23 protein-coding genes and 1 pseudogene are annotated in these 14,382 nt (G+C 63.9%); 13 read left to right on the top strand and 11 right to left on the bottom strand.

Annotation, left to right across the window (positions count from 1 at the left end; genetic code table 11):
• Positions 1-94: 94 nt before the first annotated feature.
• From Thiowin_RS12090 to Thiowin_RS12115, 6 genes and pseudogenes are all read left to right on the top strand, one after another.
• Entirely contained in the window at positions 95-448 is a 354-nt protein-coding gene (locus Thiowin_RS12090; protein WP_328987965.1) for a hypothetical protein, read from the top strand.
• A 345-nt stretch (positions 449-793) separates the two neighbouring features.
• Positions 794-979, top strand: coding sequence for a hypothetical protein (locus Thiowin_RS12095; RefSeq protein WP_328987966.1), 186 nt, complete (start codon positions 794-796; stop codon positions 977-979).
• A 69-nt stretch (positions 980-1,048) separates the two neighbouring features.
• Positions 1,049-1,264 carry a nitrate- and nitrite sensing domain-containing protein gene (locus tag Thiowin_RS12100; protein WP_328988071.1) on the top strand — a complete coding sequence of 72 codons (216 nt, stop codon included), beginning with the start codon at positions 1,049-1,051 and terminating at the stop codon, positions 1,262-1,264.
• 1 nt (position 1,265) lies between these two features.
• Positions 1,266-1,334: pseudogene (locus Thiowin_RS25300) on the top strand (hypothetical protein); the annotation flags it as partial.
• 35 nt (positions 1,335-1,369) lie between these two features.
• Entirely contained in the window at positions 1,370-1,519 is a 150-nt protein-coding gene (locus tag Thiowin_RS12110) for a hypothetical protein (protein WP_328988206.1), read from the top strand.
• Between the two features lie 152 nt (positions 1,520-1,671).
• Complete coding sequence (locus Thiowin_RS12115) at positions 1,672-1,941, top strand: hypothetical protein (protein ID WP_328987967.1); 270 nt, start codon at positions 1,672-1,674, stop codon at positions 1,939-1,941.
• On the opposite strand, the gene Thiowin_RS12120 is transcribed toward Thiowin_RS12115, so the two are convergent.
• The 3 genes from Thiowin_RS12120 to Thiowin_RS12130 form a co-directional block, all read right to left on the bottom strand.
• Entirely contained in the window at positions 1,906-3,078 is a 1,173-nt protein-coding gene (locus Thiowin_RS12120) for an NnrS family protein (RefSeq protein WP_328987968.1), read from the bottom strand. The genes Thiowin_RS12115 and Thiowin_RS12120 overlap by 36 nt on opposite strands.
• Positions 3,079-3,182: 104 nt before the next feature.
• The gene (locus Thiowin_RS12125) at positions 3,183-3,431 is read right to left on the bottom strand and encodes a DUF433 domain-containing protein (protein WP_328987969.1); all 249 of its coding nucleotides are present in this window, start codon (positions 3,429-3,431) and stop codon (positions 3,183-3,185) included.
• Between the two features lie 65 nt (positions 3,432-3,496).
• On the bottom strand, positions 3,497-3,955 hold the full coding sequence (locus Thiowin_RS12130) for a hypothetical protein (protein ID WP_328987970.1): 459 nt from the start codon (positions 3,953-3,955) through the stop codon (positions 3,497-3,499).
• 431 nt (positions 3,956-4,386) lie between these two features.
• Here Thiowin_RS12130 and Thiowin_RS12135 point away from each other — a divergent pair, with 431 nt between their 5' ends.
• Complete coding sequence (locus Thiowin_RS12135) at positions 4,387-4,791, top strand: hypothetical protein (protein ID WP_328987971.1); 405 nt, start codon at positions 4,387-4,389, stop codon at positions 4,789-4,791.
• A gap of 37 nt (positions 4,792-4,828) precedes the next feature.
• On the opposite strand, the gene Thiowin_RS12140 is transcribed toward Thiowin_RS12135, so the two are convergent.
• Positions 4,829-5,017, bottom strand: coding sequence for a hypothetical protein (locus Thiowin_RS12140; RefSeq protein WP_328987972.1), 189 nt, complete (start codon positions 5,015-5,017; stop codon positions 4,829-4,831).
• Between Thiowin_RS12140 and Thiowin_RS12145 the strand changes: the two genes are divergently transcribed.
• The 3 genes from Thiowin_RS12145 (at position 4,941) to Thiowin_RS12155 (ending at position 7,689) form a co-directional block, all read left to right on the top strand.
• Positions 4,941-5,576 (top strand): hypothetical protein, encoded by a 636-nt coding sequence (locus tag Thiowin_RS12145; protein WP_408034213.1) that lies wholly within the window; start codon positions 4,941-4,943, stop codon positions 5,574-5,576. The genes Thiowin_RS12140 and Thiowin_RS12145 overlap by 77 nt on opposite strands.
• A complete protein-coding gene (locus tag Thiowin_RS12150; protein WP_328987974.1) occupies positions 5,530-6,324 on the top strand; it encodes a hypothetical protein in 795 nt (264 codons plus the stop codon). Before Thiowin_RS12145 ends, Thiowin_RS12150 begins: the two co-directional genes overlap by 47 nt.
• Positions 6,325-6,453: 129 nt before the next feature.
• Positions 6,454-7,689, top strand: coding sequence for a mechanosensitive ion channel family protein (locus tag Thiowin_RS12155; protein ID WP_328987975.1), 1,236 nt, complete (start codon positions 6,454-6,456; stop codon positions 7,687-7,689).
• Here Thiowin_RS12155 and Thiowin_RS12160 read toward each other — a convergent pair.
• From Thiowin_RS12160 to Thiowin_RS12170, 3 genes are all read right to left on the bottom strand, one after another.
• Entirely contained in the window at positions 7,590-7,865 is a 276-nt protein-coding gene (locus Thiowin_RS12160) for a PLP-dependent transferase (RefSeq protein WP_328987976.1), read from the bottom strand. The two genes, Thiowin_RS12155 and Thiowin_RS12160, sit on opposite strands and share 100 nt — an antisense overlap.
• 28 nt (positions 7,866-7,893) lie before the next feature.
• On the bottom strand, positions 7,894-8,412 hold the full coding sequence (locus tag Thiowin_RS12165) for a DsrE family protein (protein ID WP_328987977.1): 519 nt from the start codon (positions 8,410-8,412) through the stop codon (positions 7,894-7,896).
• Positions 8,413-8,483: 71 nt separating this feature from the next.
• Positions 8,484-8,840, bottom strand: coding sequence for a DsrE/DsrF/TusD sulfur relay family protein (locus tag Thiowin_RS12170; RefSeq protein WP_328987978.1), 357 nt, complete (start codon positions 8,838-8,840; stop codon positions 8,484-8,486).
• Between the two features lie 121 nt (positions 8,841-8,961).
• Between Thiowin_RS12170 and Thiowin_RS12175 the strand changes: the two genes are divergently transcribed.
• The gene (locus tag Thiowin_RS12175; protein ID WP_328987979.1) at positions 8,962-9,624 is read left to right on the top strand and encodes an ArsR/SmtB family transcription factor; all 663 of its coding nucleotides are present in this window, start codon (positions 8,962-8,964) and stop codon (positions 9,622-9,624) included.
• Between the two features lie 47 nt (positions 9,625-9,671).
• On the opposite strand, the gene Thiowin_RS12180 is transcribed toward Thiowin_RS12175, so the two are convergent.
• The 3 genes from Thiowin_RS12180 to Thiowin_RS12190 are packed head-to-tail and all read right to left on the bottom strand — an operon-like array spanning position 9,672 to position 12,401.
• Positions 9,672-11,177 (bottom strand): sigma-54-dependent transcriptional regulator, encoded by a 1,506-nt coding sequence (locus Thiowin_RS12180; RefSeq protein WP_328987980.1) that lies wholly within the window; start codon positions 11,175-11,177, stop codon positions 9,672-9,674.
• Between the two features lie 10 nt (positions 11,178-11,187).
• Positions 11,188-11,823, bottom strand: coding sequence for a DUF1109 domain-containing protein (locus Thiowin_RS12185; protein WP_328987981.1), 636 nt, complete (start codon positions 11,821-11,823; stop codon positions 11,188-11,190).
• Positions 11,820-12,401 carry a sigma-70 family RNA polymerase sigma factor gene (locus Thiowin_RS12190; protein WP_328987982.1) on the bottom strand — a complete coding sequence of 194 codons (582 nt, stop codon included), beginning with the start codon at positions 12,399-12,401 and terminating at the stop codon, positions 11,820-11,822. Before Thiowin_RS12190 ends, Thiowin_RS12185 begins: the two co-directional genes overlap by 4 nt.
• Before the next feature lie 204 nt (positions 12,402-12,605).
• Between Thiowin_RS12190 and Thiowin_RS12195 the strand changes: the two genes are divergently transcribed.
• Both Thiowin_RS12195 and Thiowin_RS12200 read left to right on the top strand, forming a co-directional pair.
• Complete coding sequence (locus Thiowin_RS12195) at positions 12,606-12,893, top strand: hypothetical protein (protein WP_328987983.1); 288 nt, start codon at positions 12,606-12,608, stop codon at positions 12,891-12,893.
• 135 nt (positions 12,894-13,028) lie between these two features.
• A complete protein-coding gene (locus tag Thiowin_RS12200) occupies positions 13,029-13,466 on the top strand; it encodes a DoxX family protein (protein ID WP_328984956.1) in 438 nt (145 codons plus the stop codon).
• A 268-nt stretch (positions 13,467-13,734) separates the two neighbouring features.
• On the opposite strand, the gene Thiowin_RS12205 is transcribed toward Thiowin_RS12200, so the two are convergent.
• Complete coding sequence (locus Thiowin_RS12205; protein WP_328987984.1) at positions 13,735-14,322, bottom strand: HvfX family Cu-binding RiPP maturation protein; 588 nt, start codon at positions 14,320-14,322, stop codon at positions 13,735-13,737.
• Between the last annotated feature and the right edge of the window lie 60 nt (positions 14,323-14,382).

Consider the following 14,382-nt stretch of genomic DNA (forward strand, 5'->3'; position numbering starts at 1 on the left):
GCTGATCGCGCTGCCCGCCTGGCTGCTCGGTGCGCCGATCTCCTGGCTCGGGCTGTGGTTGCTGGCCGGGGTGTGCATCGGCCTGCCGAGCGGCATGCTGCTGAAAATCGTTCCCTTTTTGTGCTGGTTTCATTTACAGTCGCGTCAGCTCAGCCTGGGGCGCTTGGAGATCCGAGTGCCGCACATGCACCGGTTGCTGCCGGAGCGCCTGGCCCGCGCCCAGGCCTTCACCCAGCTCGCGGCGCTGGCCTGGCTGCTCGGCGCCGGGTTGCTGATCGGCCTGGCGCCCGGTCTGGCGGCCTGGTTCACGCGCGCCGCCGCCGTGGCGCTCGCTCTGGCCCAGCTCGGGCTGCTGGGGCTGCTCGGCCAGGCCCTCTGGCGCTATCGCCAGGTCGCGCGCCAATCACGGGCCGAAGACCCATCCCTGGTCACCAGCCATCAACCATAACATCCTCAAACCATTGCGCTCGCGGAGACCTTCCCAATGTCCAACCCAACAATCATCACCAAGGCGGCAGCGGCAACGCCGCCACCGGCCCGTTCCGCGGCGTCGCCGCGCGGCTGCTGCAGCAGAACGCCGCCGCCTCCGAGCAACTCGCCGCCACCTCCGAGCAACTGAGCGCCCAGGCGCAGCAGTTGCAGGAGTCCATGGGCTTTTTCAAACTCGTCAAGGGTGACGAGCGGTCCGTCCGGCGCGAATAGCCTGCATCAGCAACCCAGAGTCCAGTCAGCGTCCAGTCAGAGTCCAGTACACTCGCGCCCCGCCACGCCTCAACAATCAGAAACAAGCAAGATGTCCCCGTCCCCTCGCCCGTCAACCACCGCCGTCCCGCTCACCCGTCTTTTTGGGGGGATCGGCGCGCGACTGCTGCTGCTCGCCGGGATTCCCACCCTGTTGTTGCTGCTGCTGGCCGGCTTCACTCTCAACACCCAGCATCAACAGGCCGTCGAACTCGGGCGCATCGCCTTTGCTACTTAGAGTGTACTCACCGGGGAGTTCCAAGCCGCCTTCGCCGAGGCTTAATCCCAACTACGCGGCCTGGAGCGGCTGCGCGGTCAGGTCGATGCCAAGAGTCAGGACGCCACCGAGGCACTCGGCGCCTACACCGCCATGGTCTCGGCGCTGCTCGGGGCGCCCGCTCAACTACCCAAGATCAGCTCCCAGCCCAGCATCACCCGCACCGCCCAAGCCTATGTTGACCTGCTCCAGGCCAAGGAACGCGCCGGGCGCGAGCGCGCGCTGCTTCGCGGTGGTGGCCGATGAGGTGCGCACGCTGGCCAGTCGCACCCAAAGCTCCACCGAGGAGATTCAGGGCAAGATCGAGCGCCTGCAAGGCAGCGCCGCGCGTGCCGTGGCGGTGATGATTCGGTGGCCGAGGAGATTAACCGCAACCTGCAAAACATCAGCCACTCGGTCAACACCACCGCCGACGGCGCCAATGAGCTGGCCAGCGCCAGCGGCGAGTTGGCGAGCGTGGCGGCGGGCTTGGAGGAGACGGTAAGGGGGTTTAAGGTGTAAGGATCCGCCACCCCGCTTGACCTAAGTCAAGGCCACCCGGCACTCCCAACCCCAGACTGCATCCAGGGATGCGATGCGCCAGCGGCCATCTTGTCCTTCCACACATCCATTCCTCTCAAGCCTTCTGGGGGCTGAACATTGGCTTGGCTCTGATGATTCTGCTCAGTCTGCTGCCGGGGGGCGTGCTACGACTGTGGGATGTCCTGGAGAACGGGTACTGGCATGCCCGCTCGCTCAGTTACACGGCCACGCCGCTCGCCCGCCATGTCGAATGGCTGCGAATCTGGGGCGATTCGATCTTCATCCTGTTCGGCGTGGTGCCGCTGGTCATCGGACTCCTGTTGGCCTATCGCGATCTGTGGCGTCGCCAGGCCCTTGGCGCTGACTCAACCCGGCCGGCCATCGGGTCGCACACGCCATAGCATGGGGGCATGCACCCAGAGAAAGAGTCCGAAGGCCAGCATCCAGCAAAGGCCGCCGGCTGTCAGCCAGGTCTGATAGCCGGCGGGGGCAAGCAGGGGCGCGAGTCCGCGCAGCACCGCCGCGAGATTGATGAGGACGAAGGCAAGCAGCGTCAGCGGCGCCGCTTGCATCGGTCGACCCGTGTGTCCCACCGCCACCCGCGCCATCATGCCCAGCGTCACTACGCCGATTGCACCCACCGTCAGGCTGTGCAGGGCCGCGCGCGGCCTCATGTCGGTAAAGGCCGGCAGCCCGTCGAGGATCAGCCCAAGCGCGAGCCAGAGCAGGCCAAGGTAGAGCACGGTCAGCATGGGCGTGATCCAGATCCGCCGGTCGTGCCAGCCGATCAGCCGCGCCAGTTGCAGCACCCCCAGGGTCAGCGCCAGAGCGCCCGCGACTGGCCCGAGCGGCTGGAGGAGATCGACGATCAACAAGCCGGCGGCCAGGCTGAAAACCACTCGCTCCAAGAGCGGAAACATCCGGGGTTGCGCATTGGCGAGGGCGCTTGTGATGAAGAAGGGCATGACCCGCCCGGAGACCAGCAGCAGCACCAGCACGATCAGATCGAGCATCAGGCGATGACCGCGCGTGGCACCGCCAACCAGCAGGCCGAGCGCATCCAGATGGACCATCGCGCCAGCGGCCGTCATCCCGGCGAAGATGAGCAAAAAGATCCGGTTGACCGGATTGGGACCCTGCCAGAGCGGGCGCCAGAGTGCGAGCGCCAATGCCGGAAAAAAGGCCAGATCGACCAGAACAACCAACAACGGCGGCAGCCCGAGCCAGGGCGCGAGCCGCCCGGCCAGCCAGATGCCAACCAGCGCGGCCAGCCGAGCACCGGTCGCGGTCGGCATCCCGGTCCAGTTGCGCACGGCGGTGAGCAGAAAGCCGGCGATCACCGCCGCGAGATATCCAAACAGCATCTCGTGCGCGTGCCAGAGGGTGCCGGCGAGATGGCCCGGCTGGGGCCAGCGACCGCTCAGGATCGCCAACCAGACAGCGACGGAGAGAATCGCCGACAGACCGGCGGCAATAAAGAAGGGACGGAACCCGAGCGCGAGAACGGGGGCGGCGTTGAGGCGAGCGGTGAGGGTCATGCGAATCCAGGCCGGTTGGCGGTTGCAGCGAAGCTTGAGTGCAGGCTAGCGACCGTGCTGTCTGCGGGCCTTGATGCCGGTCAAGTAGCGGGCGGCGTTATGACTCATGGCTGGCCTGCATGGAAACGCTGACGGCGATCATCCTCTTCGCGCTCTTCAAGACGCCAGGCGGCATAGGCCAGCGCGGCATCCAGATCCGCCGGCTCCAGGTCGGGATAAGCCTCCAGGATGCGCTCCCGGCTAACGCCATCGGCCATCAAACCGAGGACTGTTCCCACTGTGACTCTAAGACCTCGGAGGCAGGGCTTGCCGCCCATCACCGCCGGATTCAAGGTGATTCGATCAATGTCCATGGTGATCCTCAAGACCCGGTTCGCGAAAAGGTCGTGTTGTGAATGCTTGCATGGCAAAGCTTAAATCATTGTTTTTCAGAAGTCTGCCGGAAACGATGCATAAATTTTCTCCACGCATCGCGCTGCGACTGTCGGATAAAGGTCCATTTCACCTCCAGCACGATCCTGTCCAGTGCGCAGATGAGATCCACCTCGCCGGCACGGGCATCGGATTCGTCCACGGGATGCCAGTTCAATACGACGCGGAATCCACGAGTTTCGAAGAGCCGACCGAGTTGATCCTCGATTCGCCGCGTTTCGAGCCTGGCGTCACCGCGTCGCGCACCGATCCGTCGGAGATTGTTGATGGCGGCCGTGCTGTTGTTTTGCAGACCGAAAATCCAGGGCAACTCGATCAGCAGTTGACCCAGTTTCAGGATCGGACGCTCGAACAATTTCGGATCAAGCCCCGGCGCTGCTTGTCGGAGCCGCGCGGCCAGCATCACCCAGTCGCTCGTCCAGAAGTCGAGGATGGCCGCCGCCATGGTGCACTGCCGCGTGGCGACTCTTTGCTGACGGTCCAGCCGATGATGTTCTTGATCTTCGCCTTGCGGTCAGACCAAGTGAGTGGAAAGCGGTTCTGAAGCCCATCCCTGAGTCCCTACAGGGCCAAACGGCTCAGTGCCGATGCCCAATGTCCTGTCTCGTTGCTAAACCACGTCCAGGATGGAATGCGTCATTCGTGGAGAAATACCATTGCAACTCAATGCCTGCCAGTGCGATAGCGCACATAGACACAGAATTCGCTGTATGTGCGTTAGCGAACAGATGGCAATGGCTGTTTCGATCAGTCTGTCAGTGAATTGCGATTTGACGAAAGCACACGCGGCGACTGAGGCCAAGGTCTGTGTTTGGCCAGGGCGTCCGCTGAGTCTAGAAACGGTATTCGACGGCGGTTTAGAGGAGGAAACTGACGATGTCCGATCCAACGACTACACCGACCGAGTCGCTTTCGGCGTGGTGGCCGCGGTCACTGATGATCGTGATGATCGTCGGCTTTTCCGCCTTGATCCTGCTGTCATTGAAAACCTATGAGAACGCGCCGCCAATCCCGGCGCGGGCGGTCGCACCCAACGGCACGGTTGTCTTCACCGCCGCCGATGTCACCGCCGGTCAGCAGGTCTTTCTCAAATACGGCTTGATGGATAACGGAACCATCTGGGGCCACGGGGGCATGCTGGGGCCGGACTTCTCGGCGCAGACGCTGCACGGCCTCGCCCTGCATCATGCCGAGCATCTCGCACAGACCCGTTTCCAGACCGCCTATGACGAATTGGGCACGGTTGATCGGGCCAGCATCGATGGCTCAGGTCGCCGCTGAATTCAAGCGCAACGGCTATGACCCGGACACCGAAACCTTAAGCCTGCCGGTCGATGGCCAGGCGGCATTCGACGCCCAGGTCGCCGCCTGGACCGCCTACTTCCAGAACCCCGCCGACAACGGCGGACTCGCCCACGGCGCGGTGCGCGATCCCACCGAGCTGCGCCAGCTCACCGCCTTTTTTCAGTTGGACGGCCTGGGCGGCGGCGGCACATCGACCCGACACCAAGCATTCCTATACCAACAACTTTCCCTTCGACCCGCTGGCCGGCAATCATCCGACCTCCGGCGCGCTCTTGTGGAGCGCCATCAGCCTGATATTTCTGCTCGGCGGCATCGCGATCGTGCTGCTGGCATTCGGAAAATTCTCCTACCTCGGCTGGCATGGGGACGACAGGCCCCCTCCCCCCAAGCTGCCGGCGATCACGCCGATCGCCATCACGCCGGCCCAGTCGGCGACGCTCAAATTCATGGTCATCGCCGGCCTGCTCTTTCTCGCGCAGGTGCTGATCGGCGGTGGCATCGCGCACTATCGCGCCGAGCCGGAGAGTTTTTACGGCTTCGACCTGTCAACCCTTTGGCCGAGCAACCTGTTGCGCATCTGGCATCTGCAACTGGCGATCTTCTGGGTCGCCACGGCCTATGTGGGCGGCGCGCTGTTCGTGGCATCGACCCTCGGCGGCAACGACCCGCCGCACCAGCGTCCGCTGATCGACAAGCTCTATCTGGGCGCTGGTCGTGGTGGCCGTCGGCAACCTGCTCGGTCAGTGGACTGGCATCAATGACCTGCTCGGCGGTTTGTGGTTCTGGCTTGGCAATCAGGGCTGGGAATATCTGGAGATCGGGCGTTTCTGGCAGGTGCTGCTGGCGGCGGGCCTGTTCTTCTGGTTCTGGCTGCTGCTGCGCGCGGTGAAACCAGCGCGGGCCAATCCCGAGCTGCGCACCTTTGTCAACTTCTTCCTGATCGCGGCCTTCGCGATTCCGTTTTTCTATCTTCCGGCGTTCTTTTTTGGCAGCACGACCCATTTTTCGGTCGTCGATATGTGGCGGTTCTGGCTGGTCCATCTCTGGGTCGAGGGCTTTTTCGAGTTCTTCGTGACCGTGATCGTCGCGGTCATCTCCTATCAGCTCGGTCTGGTGCGGCGCATCACGGCGATCCGGGTCATTTATCTCGACGCCATTCTCTACTTCGGCGGTGGCCTGATCGGCACCCACCAGCGCGGCGCGCTGGCCCCTGGTCCAAGGCTGTCTGACAATGAGCTTCTGGGGGCTGAACATTGGCTTGGCCCTGATGATTCTGCTCAGCCTGCTGCCGGGGAGCGTGCTGCAACTGTGGGATGTCCTGGAGAACGGGTACTGGCATGCCCGCTCGCTCAGTTACACGGCCACGCCGCTCGCCCGCCATGTCGAATGGCTGCGAATCTGGGGCGATTCGATCTTCATCCTGTTCGGTGTGCTGCCGCTCGTCATCGGGCTTCTGTTGGCCTATCGCGATCTGTGGCGTCGCCAGGCCCTTGGCGCCGATGCCGCTAACAATGCCGTGAAGATTGATCGCTCAATGCTCAGAGAGTGACACACACCACATCCACCACGCATCCAGTGGGGGACGAGCACATGCGGCCATGGCGCTGTCGCCCTGTAAGGGCCGGTGCGCGGGCGCTCTTGCTCGCCGTCCTGTGCTGTGGATTGATCGCCCCGGTCGTGGCGCAGGAATCGCCCGACGAAGAAGACGCGCCGCGGAAACTCATCACCCCCACCAAGGAAGAACTTTCCCCGGTCGCCGCCAAGGTGGACGTCGCACCCGTCGCGCAGGACGAACAAATCCGCCGGCGACTTCAGACCGTGCTGAACGCGACCGACTGGTTTACCGACCCGCAGGTCAGGGTCGAGGAAGGCGTCGTCTTTCTCAATGGTCAGGTGGAGTCCGATGAGCTGAAACAATGGGCGGGCGATCTCGCGCGCAATACTCAGGACGTCGTCGCCGTTGCCAACCGACTGGAAGTACCGGAACCCTCGGTCTGGGATTTTCGCCAGGCCTCCAGCGGACTCTCCGCACTCTGGCGCGACTTCATCCGCGCCATGCCGTTCGTGCTGTTCGGACTGCTGATCCTGGCGCTGTCGGTGGGGACGGCGCTGTTGGCGGCAAGGGTCGTGCGCATCCTGCTCCGCCACAGAATTCAGACAAAACTGTTGCAAACAGTGATCGCGCGGGCGGCCGGCGGACTCGTTGTCCTCTCCGGCGTCTATTTGATTCTGCGGGTCTCGGGCCTGACGCAACTGGCCTTGACGCTGGTCGGCGGTACCGGCCTGATCGGCCTAATCCTGGGTATCGCCTTTCGCGACATCACCGAGAACTTTCTGTCCAGCATCTTCCTGAGCATCCAGCAGCCGTTCGAGACCGGCGACCTGGTCGAAATCTCCGGCGTGACCGGGTATGTGCAGCAGCTCAACATGCGCACCACCATCTTGATGACCCTCGATGGCAATCTTGCGCAGATCCCGAACGCCACCGTCTACAAGACCATCGTCAGCAACTTCACGACGAGCCCCAACCGGCGCATGGACTTCATAGTCGGCATCGGTTATGAAGATTCGATCGCCGACGCCCAGGTGATTGCACGAAAAGTGCTGGCGGACCACCCAGCCGTCTTGAAGGATCCGGAGCCCTCGGTGTTGGCGGACAGCCTCGGCAGCGCAACAGTGAATCTGCGCCTGTACTTTTGGCTCAACGGGCGCGAGCACAGCTGGCTGAAGGTGCGGTCTTCGGTCATCCGGCTGGTGAAGCGCGCCTTTCAGAGTCATGGCGTCTCGATGCCCGACGAGGCCCGCGCCGCCTCGGCGCCCTCGAGCGCGGCGAGCTTGGCCTCCAGTGACTGGATGCTGGGATTCAGCCCATAGCGGGTGTAGAGACTGCCGGTGGCGCGACCCTCGACCACATCCAGCACCGCTTGGGTCGAGGGGAAGGCAAAGGTGGTGGTGGTGTAAATCGGCGTGTGCGGGCTGCCATGGGCGTCCTTCAGTTCGCCGGCATGGACGCAGCGGGTGGCCAGTGCGGGAGTGGTGGTAGCGGTCATCGCGAATCTCCGGTGAGGGTGACAGAGTTTAGAAGATCGGGATGGTGGCGTAGCCTTGGGCCTGATAGCCGATCTGGGAGACGAAGGTGTTGCCAACCGGCACAATGCCGGGCAGCAGACTTTGGGTATCCACCTTGAGCAGACGCGCGGCGATGGAGCAGGCTTCCATGCGCACGCCCGGCTTGGCTTGCAGCGCATTGATCTGGGCGGCGATGGCGGCGTAGTGCTCTTCCTGATCCAGGGGCACATCCATTTGATCGGTCGTGATCAGCGCCAGCGCTGGGCCGCGAAAGGTAAAGACCATCTCCGGCTTCACCCCCTGCCGCTGCAAGTCCGCGTAGGTTTCGTCCATCACCTTGAGATAGAGCGCCAGCTTGGCCGGGTCGCCCAGGTTGATATCCCAGGCGACGCGACCGAGGTCGACACCGCGCAGCGCCTCGGTGTCATCGGGCTTGTCGGCGAGCGCCAGGCCAGGCAGGGCGAGGCAGGCGATGGCGAGCAGGAGAAACGCGGGGAAAGCGGCGAGCTTGCGGTGAGTGGATGTCATGATGGCGGTTTCCTTTGGTGGTTGGTGGGGAAATCGATTTTTTCTTATTCGGTTGGGAATGGGATGCGCGGCTAAAAGGTGAGCACTTTCTCGCTCTCGGCTACCCACTCGGCCAGCGCGGCCATGGTCGAGGACTCGGCGCCCTCGAAGTAGGGGTGGTTTTTGTAAATCCCGCACCGGGCCATGCAGGTGCCGCACACCTGCACCGGCACACCACGCGCGATCAGATTCTTCATCATCTGGGATAAATCCTGATCATAGTGCGCAGGCGGCTTGCAGACATCGCGCGCCAGATCGACCGAGTCGTTCATCAGAAACAGGCGCACGCCCTGACCTTGATCCGTCAGGGTACCGGCCAGACGCAGGGCGTTCCAGGTCACGTCGGTGTTATCGTAGGGTTCGCGGTTGAGGATCATCAGGATGCTCATTGCGTTGCTGGCTCCATCAAGTGTTTGGGTCAGTGGGGATGGGATCCGGGTGCAGTCCGCTGGATACTGACAGATCAACCGACAGCTTTCAACTGATTAGTTGAATCAAACCAGATACCCCATGTCCACCCCCAAGCAAAGCCTCTTCGAGCAACTCGCCGTCATCGCCCGCGCCCTCGGCAGCGCGGCGCGGCTGGAGCTGCTGGACTATCTCGCCCAAGGCGAGCGCAGTGTCGATGCGTTGGCGCGCCTCTCGGGGCTGAGTGTTGCCAACACCTCCAAGCATTTACAGCAGCTCAAGGCCGCCGGGCTGGTACAGGCGCGGCGCGACGGTCAGCATGTGCGCTATGGACTGGCGGATGACCAGGTGTTGGATGCCGTCGCCGCCTTGCGCGGCCTGGCCAAAACCCGTCACCGCGCTGTGGGTGAGTTGCTCGACAGCTATTTGCGCACCCGCGATGATCTGGAGCCGCTGCCGGCGGTGGATTTGCTGGAGCGGGCGCGCGCGGGGCTGGTCACCGTCATCGACGTGCGCCCGGCCGAGGAGTATGCCCAAGGCCATGTGCCGGGCGCGCTCAATGTCCCGCTTGAGGCGCTGGAGGATCATCTGGCCGCCCTGCCGCCCGAGCGCGATATCGTCGCCTACTGTCGCGGCCCCTGGTGCGTGCTCTCCTTCGAGGCCGTCGCCCGCTTGCGCCAGGCCGGGTTCAACGCCCAGCGGCTGGAAAACGGCCTGCCGGAATGGCGTCAGGCGGGGTGGCCAGTGGTGAAGGGTGAAGGGTGATCCAGATCGGGCAAGTGTGGCGTGTGGCGGTGCTCACTGAGTTTGATCTAGGACGGTGAATCGGACTCGGTCATCCCTGTTTTTCCCGACCAGCGCAGCCGGTATTTTTCGATCTTCCGATCCAGCGCCGGGCGGGAAATGCCGAGGATCTCGCAGGCACGGCCTTTGTGGCCATGGGTGAAGTCCAGCACCCGCTGGACATGCTCGGCTTCCAGCTCGGCCAGTGATTTCAGCGCCACGGATTTAGCCGCCACGGATTCCGGCAGTCGCTGTGGCGTATCCGCGCCTATATCCAATCCGGCATCCAAACCGGCACCCAATCCAGCATGCGACCTCGCCCCCGACCGGACCAGGCCGCGATCATCCGCCCGTCCCGTCGGCGCAGGCCAATCAAACATTTCCGCCGTGATGAGCCCATGGCGGGCGCGCAGCATGGCCTGGGTGAGCATATTCTCAAGCTCGCGCACATTGCCGGGCCAGTCATGGCCCAGCAGCGCGGCGCGCGCATCCTCGGCCAATGGCACCCGTGGGCGTTGCAGCCGCGTGGCCAGGCGCTCCAGTAGCCCCTCGGCCAACAGCGGAATATCCTCGCGCCGTTCGCGCAAGGGCGGCACCTGGATGCGCACCACTTCGAGACGATACAGCAAATCCTCGCGAAAGCACCCGGCGGCCGCCTTGGCACGCAGATCGCGGTTGGTGGCGGCGATCAGGCGGGCATTGGTGGCGATGGACGAGCTACCGCCGACGCGCTCGAACACCCGTTCCTGCAGGGCGCGCAACAACTTGGCCTGCAGCGCCGGCGCCAGTTCGCCGATTTCATCGAGAAACAGGGTGCCGTCCTGTGCCTGCTCAAACTTGCCGACCTTGCGCGTGGTGGCGCCGGTGAAGGCGCCCTTCTCATGCCCGAACAGCTCGCTTTCCAACAAGGTATCGACAATGGCGGCGCAGTTGACGGCGACGAAGGGACCGTCGCGCCCGCTGTGTTGGTGGATCAGACGCGCCACCACCTCCTTGCCGGTGCGGGACTCGCCGCTGATCAGCACCGACACACCGCTGCGCGCGCACAGGCCGATACCCTTGCTGACCTCCAGCATGGCCGGGCTGCGGCCGATCAGATCCCGAGCTAGCCCTGGTGGCGACGCTTCAGCCACGGAACCCGGCTCGGCGGCTTGTGCCTCTCGCGCCTGGGCGCGCTGGCGCAGCAGCCGCTCGACTGTCTCGGTCAGCGCCGCCGCGCGCACGGGTTTATGCACAAAGTCCGCCGCGCCGCGTTGAATAGCGTCGATGGCCAGCTCCAGATCATGCTGGGCGGTCATCATCAGGATAGGACGCTCGGCATCCACCGCCAGCAGCGCCTCGATCAGCTCGCTGCCCTTGGCATCCGGCAGGCATTGATCGAGCAGAATGAGATAACAGGGCTGGGAGCGCGCCAGTGCCAGTCCCTCCTGTCCGTTGGCGGCGCCCAGCACCGCGTAGCCCGCTTCCTCGAAATGCAGGCGGAGCATTTCATGCAGCGCGGGGTCGTCCTCGATCAGCAGCAGGCGGTTGGGCATTGCGTGGTCATTACCAGCGCAACAGCCATGGACCCATCAGCGCGCCTAGGCCGCCGGCCAGGGCGATGCCCAGACTGTACCAGAGGGCCACGAAAGCCGCCGAGAGTTCGATGCACGACAGGGCATAGGCCATGGCGCCGACGGCCCCGGCCAGCAGCCCGGCCGCCAAACCAGCCGCGCGTGCTTGGGTCGGAGCCAGACCGCGCAGCGCCCAGAGCGCGCCGGCCAGGGTGGGCAGGGACAACAGGAGCACATTGACCGGACAGTGCGCCCAGGAGTGCCCCAGCAACGCGGCCAGGCGCTCGGAGGCGGGCGCGGCCAGCAACGTCGTCAGCCCGAGCAGAGCCATCAGGATGACAACGGCGACGATACTGATCACAGGCCCGCCGGTGCGCGCCACCGGTCGCGCCAGTCGCGTGGTGAGCCAGAGCGCGCCGCTGGCCAGTCCGCCGGCATAGGCGAGCTTGATCCAGGGGGCCGGCTCGGCCCACAGGCTGGCCGGGATCGGGCCGAGCAGCACCAGGGTCGCGGCGATGCTGGCCAGCCATCCAAAGGGCACGACCGCGCCGATGCGCCGGGCCGGGAGCGCACGCGGCGCGGGACCGGCCTCGGTGGCGAGCAGATCGATTAAGTGGCTGGTTTTCATGGGGTCTTCCTCACAAGATTCGAGAGTCGTTTCAGTCCGCGGTGCACCCGCACCTTGAGTGCCGCGACCGAGATGCCGCTGCGAAGGGAGGCCTCGTCCAGGGTCAAGCCCTCCAGCTTGGTCAGGGTGATCGCCTCGCGCTGGGCTTGCGGCAGCCTGCCAAGCAGGGTTGCCAGATCGCGCTGCACGGGGAATTCCTCCTCGACGGTTGTCAGCGTCCCTTCGGGGAGATCATCCAACCCCAGATGACGCGCGTCGCGGCGACCGCGCCGGCGCCACAGGTCAATCAGCTTATGCCGGGCGATGGCGAGCATCCAGCGGCTGACCGGCACCTTGGGATCGTAGGTGCCGCGTTGCAGGTGAATCGCCAGCAGCGTCTCCTGGAGCAAATCCTCGACCTCGTCCGGCAGCCCTTGCAGGCACCGGCGAAACCAGCCGCGCAGGCGCTTGGCGATCTGCTCCAGCGCTTGCCGATAAGCGGCCTCATCGCCGGCTTGCCCGCGATCCCACAACGGCCGCAGGGCGGCTTCGAAGGCATCGAGCGCATTGGCGGGGCTGTCGGCTGGGTGCTTGGGCATGTCTTTCGATGAAGGAAGTCGTTGGCGCGCCATCAAAGGTTACAAGGCGCGCGACAAGCGGTGGACATCTTTTTTCGACCCGCCCTGTAACCCTTCGCGCTCTGCCAGCGACTCGGTTAGTGAGGGCGCGATGCCGAGGCGGATCATCCGCGACCGCGGCACGCGACCCGACATCTGATCAACCAAAGAACGCTGGAGTTTCTCATGAACAAAATCCTCATCACCACCGCCGCTGTCATGCTCACCACCTCCGTGCAGGCCGCCGACAGCCTGCGACAGTTCACCCGTGGCAATCCGGACAGTGACCACCACGTCGGGTTCTTCCAGACCACGGCGCCGGCCTCCTCCGGTAGCGCAACGGCTTTGGATCACTATCAAGGCCTCGCCCAGGGCAACCCGGATTTGCTGAGCCTTGGCCAGGGTCGCTCGCCAACGCATGAACGCCCGGACATTTACGGGGTTTTCGGCGGCAGTCCTGATCTGGCCTATTGATCGGATCATTGATCTCATCGCAAGGCAACTTCAGACCCGTATCACTCTTCATCGGGCGGTCGCGCGCCGCCCGATGAAGGGCGGGCTTAACAGATCGCACTGAATACCCATTTTATCCGACCCAAGGAGATCATCATGGCAACAACTCTCTCGACAACTTCCAACTTAACACCCGCGCTGCGATTCGCGGACTTGGCGCCACATGCTCATTGGTTGCTGCGAATCGGCTTCGCCTCGGTGTTTCTGTTTCATGGTATCGGCAAGCTGATGGCGCCGACGCAATTTGCCGACATGATGGGACTGGCTTTGCCGGTTGCACTTGCCGTTGCCGTCGCTGAGGTAGCCGGTGGTCTGGGACTGCTCGCCGGCGCCATTCTGCGCCGGGATTGGATCACACGCCTGGGTGCGCTGGCGACGGTTCCGGTGCTCATCGGCGCCATTTCGATGGTGCACTGGGGCCAGTGGAGCTTTGTGGCTACTGCAAGCCATCCCATGGGAGGGATGGAGTTTCAGGTCAGCTTGCTGTTGATGGCGCTCTATTTTGTTGTTCGCGGCAACACCGATGCACGCTGATCGGTCAGGCTGACCAGGACTGACCAAGCCTGTTGGCACAGTGTCTTGACTTGCCTTTCTCCCCAGGCGGGCCCCTTCAGGGCTCACCTTCGATCAATCTGATCATTTCTCCGCCAGATGATTATGCGTGCGTGGGTTTTGCAGTCCGCCAGTCTGATCAGCACGCTGATCCCTCGGCGCTCGCGTGCCAGACCGAGGCGGAATACGACATCGTCAAGACGCATTCGAGCCCGCGCCCCTCGCCCCTTCTTCTCTCATATCCGTTCCCCTAGCGCCGCGCGATCCAGAAATCCAGGCTCAGATAGCGCCCGGCGCCGATGAAGAAGAGCACCAGCAGCATGATGAAATAAGTGGCGGCAAACTCAATGCCGTTGTTCAGCACCACCAAGCTGCCGTTCTCGGTCAGCCACTGATAATGGCCGTGCTCGCGCAGGATGTCCTTGGCCCGATCCAGCCGTTCAATCGCGCCGATGGTGCGCTCGGTGGCGAACATTGAGCCGCTGCCTTCGGCGATGGCCAGCCAGCCGTTTTGCCAGTGCACGGTGACGGCGGCGACCATCATGGTCACCATCAGCGGCGCCGAGATCCAGCGCACGCCAAGGCCGATGACCAGCAGGATGGCGCCCAAGGTCTCGGTCCCGGAGGCGAGGAAAGCCATGACGGTTGGAAAGGGCATGCCCAGCCCCCAGTCCGGGTTGCCGAACCAGGCCACGGTATCCTCGAAGTTGGCGAACTTCTTGGTGCCGGCCATCCAGAAGACGGGTGCGAGGTACAGGCGCAAGGCCAGCGGGCCGAGAAAATCGAGCGCGCGGGTGGTATCGAGCAGGTCTTGCAGGCGTCGGGCCATGGTCAGCATGAGGACTCTCCCTTAGATGTTTGGGTGATCACTTTGTTTTGTTAATCTGGGAAGACCGGC

The organism is Thiorhodovibrio winogradskyi, assembly GCF_036208045.1.
In the GTDB taxonomy this organism is placed as follows: Bacteria; Pseudomonadota; Gammaproteobacteria; order Chromatiales; family Chromatiaceae; genus Thiorhodovibrio; species Thiorhodovibrio winogradskyi.

Excerpts from the sequence above, each read along its gene's own strand:
- Thiowin_RS12195 (WP_328987983.1), top strand. The coding sequence starts at position 12,606 with ATGAACAAAATCCTCATCACCACCGCCGCTGTCATGCTCACCACCTCC.
- Thiowin_RS12185 (WP_328987981.1), bottom strand. The coding sequence starts at position 11,823 with ATGAAAACCAGCCACTTAATCGATCTGCTCGCCACCGAGGCCGGTCCC.
- Thiowin_RS12130 (WP_328987970.1), bottom strand. The coding sequence starts at position 3,955 with ATGGCGGCGGCCATCCTCGACTTCTGGACGAGCGACTGGGTGATGCTG.
- Thiowin_RS12125 (WP_328987969.1), bottom strand. The coding sequence starts at position 3,431 with ATGGACATTGATCGAATCACCTTGAATCCGGCGGTGATGGGCGGCAAG.
- Thiowin_RS12115 (WP_328987967.1), top strand. The coding sequence starts at position 1,672 with ATGATTCTGCTCAGTCTGCTGCCGGGGGGCGTGCTACGACTGTGGGAT.
- Thiowin_RS12170 (WP_328987978.1), bottom strand. The coding sequence starts at position 8,840 with ATGAGCATCCTGATGATCCTCAACCGCGAACCCTACGATAACACCGAC.
- Thiowin_RS12120 (WP_328987968.1), bottom strand. The coding sequence starts at position 3,078 with ATGACCCTCACCGCTCGCCTCAACGCCGCCCCCGTTCTCGCGCTCGGG.
- Thiowin_RS12190 (WP_328987982.1), bottom strand. The coding sequence starts at position 12,401 with ATGCCCAAGCACCCAGCCGACAGCCCCGCCAATGCGCTCGATGCCTTC.
- Thiowin_RS12095 (WP_328987966.1), top strand. The coding sequence starts at position 794 with ATGTCCCCGTCCCCTCGCCCGTCAACCACCGCCGTCCCGCTCACCCGT.
- Thiowin_RS12090 (WP_328987965.1), top strand. The coding sequence starts at position 95 with ATGCTGCTGAAAATCGTTCCCTTTTTGTGCTGGTTTCATTTACAGTCG.
- Thiowin_RS12180 (WP_328987980.1), bottom strand. The coding sequence starts at position 11,177 with ATGCCCAACCGCCTGCTGCTGATCGAGGACGACCCCGCGCTGCATGAA.
- Thiowin_RS12175 (WP_328987979.1), top strand. The coding sequence starts at position 8,962 with ATGTCCACCCCCAAGCAAAGCCTCTTCGAGCAACTCGCCGTCATCGCC.
- Thiowin_RS12160 (WP_328987976.1), bottom strand. The coding sequence starts at position 7,865 with ATGACCGCTACCACCACTCCCGCACTGGCCACCCGCTGCGTCCATGCC.
- Thiowin_RS12200 (WP_328984956.1), top strand. The coding sequence starts at position 13,029 with ATGGCAACAACTCTCTCGACAACTTCCAACTTAACACCCGCGCTGCGA.
- Thiowin_RS12135 (WP_328987971.1), top strand. The coding sequence starts at position 4,387 with ATGTCCGATCCAACGACTACACCGACCGAGTCGCTTTCGGCGTGGTGG.
- Thiowin_RS12165 (WP_328987977.1), bottom strand. The coding sequence starts at position 8,412 with ATGACATCCACTCACCGCAAGCTCGCCGCTTTCCCCGCGTTTCTCCTG.
- Thiowin_RS12205 (WP_328987984.1), bottom strand. The coding sequence starts at position 14,322 with ATGCTGACCATGGCCCGACGCCTGCAAGACCTGCTCGATACCACCCGC.